The sequence below is a fragment of the Arhodomonas sp. KWT genome, from assembly GCF_010993615.1.
This window is the reverse complement of sequence record NZ_WNXE01000261.1, coordinates 1-2,815: the sequence shown is the minus strand read 5'-3', so window position 1 is coordinate 2,815 and position 2,815 is coordinate 1. Positions and strand designations below refer to the sequence as shown.

The window sequence follows — 2,815 nt, the reverse complement described above, 5'->3', positions numbered from 1 at the left end:
GTGAGCCTGCCGGATACCGAGCGCGTGCGCGAGGCACTGCACCGCTGCGAGCTGGTGGTGGTCTCGGACATGACCCGCGAGACCGACACCGCGGCCTGGGCGGACGTCCTCCTGCCCGCCGCCGCCTGGGGCGAGAAGGACGGCACGGTAACCAACTCCGAGCGCCGCATCTCCCGCCAGCGCCCCTTCCGCGACGCCCCGGGCGAGGCACGGCCGGACTGGTGGATGATCGCCGCGGTCGCCCGGCGCATGGGCTACACCGGCTTCGACTACGCGGGCCCCCACGAGATCTTCGACGAGCATGCGCGGCTCTCCGCCCTCGACGGCGCGCCGCGTGCGTTCGACATCGGCGGCCTCGCCGGCCTGGACCGTGCCGGCTACGACGCCCTCGCCCCCCGACAGTGGCCGCTGCCCGCCGCCGGCGGTGCCGAACACCCGCGCCTGTTCGCCGACGGGGGCTTCCCCACCGCCGACGGCCGGGCCCGCCTGCAGGCCGTCGAGCCCCGGGCGCCGGCCCACGCGACGGACGCCGACTACCCGCTAAGCCTCAACTCCGGGCGGGTGCGCGATCACTGGCACACCCTCACCCGCTCCGCCCGTGCACCCCGCCTGTGTGGCCACACGCCGGAACCGCGGCTGGCGGTGAGTCCCGCCGACGCGGCCGCGCTCGGCCTCGCCACCGGCGGTCTGGCCCGGGTGGAGAGCGCCTGGGGCACCACCGTGGTGCGCGTGGAGATCACCCCGGAGCAGGCACCGGGGGCCGTGTTTCTGCCCATGCACTGGAGCGAGCAGTTCGCCAGCGGCGGCCGCGCCGGGGCCCTGGTCAACCCGGCGGTGTGTCCCCGCTCCGGGGAACCGGAGTTCAAGCACACACCGGTGCGCGTCACCGCCCTGGCCACGGCCTGGCAGGGCGTCGCCGTCGCCCGCGGGCGCCTGGACGTCACCGCCCTGGACTGCTGGACCCGCGTGCCCGGCCGGGGACACGAGCGCTACGAGCTCGCCCACGGCGAGGTCCCGGCGGACTGGCATGCCTGGGCGCGGACACTGCTCGACGACGGCACCGACGGTGACTGGCTGGAATACGCCGATCCCCGCGCCGGGCGTTACCGCGCGGCGCTGATCGGCAGCGACGGCAGCCTGCACGCCTGCGTCTACGCGACCCCCGACGAGGAGGGGCTGCCCGAGCGCTACTGGCTGACCAACCTGTTCGAGGCCGGTCCCCTGGACGGCACCGCGCGCTTCGCCGTGCTCGCCGGCCGGCCCTCTGCGGTGACCGGCTGATGGAGGCGACCATGACCCCGTATCGACCCGTCCCGGAGGGCGGCTGCGTCTCGCTGGTGGGCTGCGGACCCGGCGACCCGGACCTGCTCACGATCCGTGCGGCCCGGACCCTTGCCGCCGCCGACGTGATCGTCCACGACCGCCTCATCGACCACCGCATCCTGGCGATGGCCCCGGAACATGCCCGGGTGATCGACGCCGGCAAACGCTGCGCCCGCCACACCCTGGCGCAGCCGGCGATCTGCGCACTGCTCGTCGAGCACGCCCGGGCCGGGCGCCACGTGGTGCGCCTCAAGGGCGGCGATCCGTTCGTGTTCGGCCGCGGCGGCGAGGAGCTGGCGGCGTGCCGGGCCGCTGGGGTGCCCTGCGAGGTGGTGCCGGGCGTGACCGCCGCCCTGGGCTGCGCCGCGGCGACGGGCATCCCGCTGACCCAGCGGGGACGGGCGTCGGCGGTCACGTTCATCACCGGCCACGGCCGCGACGGCGACCTGCCGGCCCAGGACTGGCGGGCACTGGCCGGACCGGGACGCACCCTGGTCTGCTACATGGCCACCCGCCAGTGGCCGCGTCTGCGCCGGGCGCTGCTCGACGCCGGGCTGGGACGGGGGCTGCCGGTGGCGGTAATCCACGGCGGCACCCGCGCCGACCAGTCGGTGTATCGCACGACCCTCGCCGACGGCCTGCCGCCCGTGCGCGACGAGCGCCCGGCGCTGGTGATCGTCGGCGAGGTCGCCGCGGAGGCCGCCTGTGACGTGCCGTTGCCACCGGCGGTGGCGGCGGCGCTGCCTTGACGCGCCTACTCGCCGGCGGCGGGCACCGCGGCGGCGGTCGCGCCGCGCGGTCGCAGCAGGTGATTCACCCACAGCGCGAGCCCCATCAGCGCCCCGCCCAGGGCCAGACGCCCGAGGTCCGCATCGCGGTTCCAGATGAGCACATTCACGAGCAGACCCGCCGGGATCAGGGCGTTGTTCATCACCGCGAGGCTGCCCGCGTCGGTGAGCGCCGCGCCCTTGTTCCAGAGGAAATACCCCAGCCCCGAGGCCACCAGCCCCAGCCACAGGAGCACGCCCCACTGCACCGGGGTCGTCGGCAGCGACGAGGCATCGCCGAAGATCAGGAACGCCGGCACGCCCACGCACAGCGCGCCCACGTAGAACCACCCGAACGCCTGGAGCTGCGGGACGGCGGCCTCGACCTCGCCGGCGATGCGGCGGTAGGCGATCTGGCCGGCGGCGAAGCACAGGTTCGCGCCCTGGACCACCAGGAAGCCCGCCCAGATATCGCTCGACACGCCCTGGTAGCGGATCACCGCGGCACCCGCCACGGCGAGCGCCGCACCGGCCAGCGCGCCGGGATTGACCCGGCCCTTGAGGGCGTCATCGAGCAGCGAGATGTACAGCGGCGTGAAGATGGTGAACAGCAGCACCTCGGGGACGCTGAGCAGCAGGAACGACTGGTAGAAGAACACGTACATGGCCCCGAGCTGCACCGCCCCGACGCCCATCAGCGCAAGGACGAGCCGCCCCGGCAGCCG

The 2,815-nt window shown here is 74.9% G+C and carries 3 protein-coding genes; 2 read left to right on the top strand and 1 reads right to left on the bottom strand.

Going from position 1 to position 2,815, the window contains the following annotated elements; translation table 11 throughout:
- Positions 1-1,281 (top strand): molybdopterin oxidoreductase family protein (locus G7A99_RS17575; RefSeq protein WP_163142594.1); only part of this gene is annotated, 1,281 nt, incomplete at its 5' end.
- A gap of 11 nt (positions 1,282-1,292) precedes the next feature.
- Positions 1,293-2,072: a uroporphyrinogen-III C-methyltransferase gene (gene cobA / locus G7A99_RS17570; RefSeq protein ID WP_240466332.1), complete on the top strand. Its 780-nt coding sequence runs from the start codon at positions 1,293-1,295 to the stop codon at positions 2,070-2,072.
- A 5-nt stretch (positions 2,073-2,077) separates the two neighbouring features.
- On the opposite strand, the gene G7A99_RS17565 is transcribed toward cobA, so the two are convergent.
- Positions 2,078-2,815 (bottom strand): EamA family transporter (locus G7A99_RS17565; protein ID WP_163142588.1); only part of this gene is annotated, 738 nt, incomplete at its 5' end.